Raw genomic sequence first — 392 nt, forward strand, 5'->3', positions numbered from 1 at the left:
CTCGCCCTCACCGATGCCGGCTTGACCGGCATGACGGAGCTGGCGCTTTCCGGGGAACAGGTGGACCTCCTCTTCTCCGAGGAGCGGCTCTACGTACCGGAGGCCGCGGAACTTCCCGTGCACACCGGTCTGGTCCTCCAGTCGGAGCGCGGCAAGGCACTGGGCCGGGTCACGGCCGACGGCAACGTGAAGCTCGTACGGGGCGACCGCGAGGCCTTCGGTCTGCACGGCCGCAGCGCCGAGCAGCGCATCGCCCTGGACCTCCTGCTCGACCCGGAGATCGGCATCAGCTCCATGGGCGGCCGGGCCGGCACCGGAAAGTCGGCGCTGGCGCTGTGCGCGGGCCTGGAGGCGGTGCTGGAGCGCAGCCAGCACCAGAAGGTGATGGTCTT

1 pseudogene is annotated in these 392 nt (G+C 70.7%); it reads left to right on the forward strand.

From position 1 onward, the window contains the following. A pseudogene (locus tag G3I78_RS50465) lies at positions 1 to 392 on the forward strand (PhoH family protein); the annotation flags it as partial.

It is taken from the genome of Streptomyces sp. SID13726 (assembly GCF_010548375.1).
Taxonomy (GTDB): Bacteria; Actinomycetota; Actinomycetes; order Streptomycetales; family Streptomycetaceae; genus Streptomyces.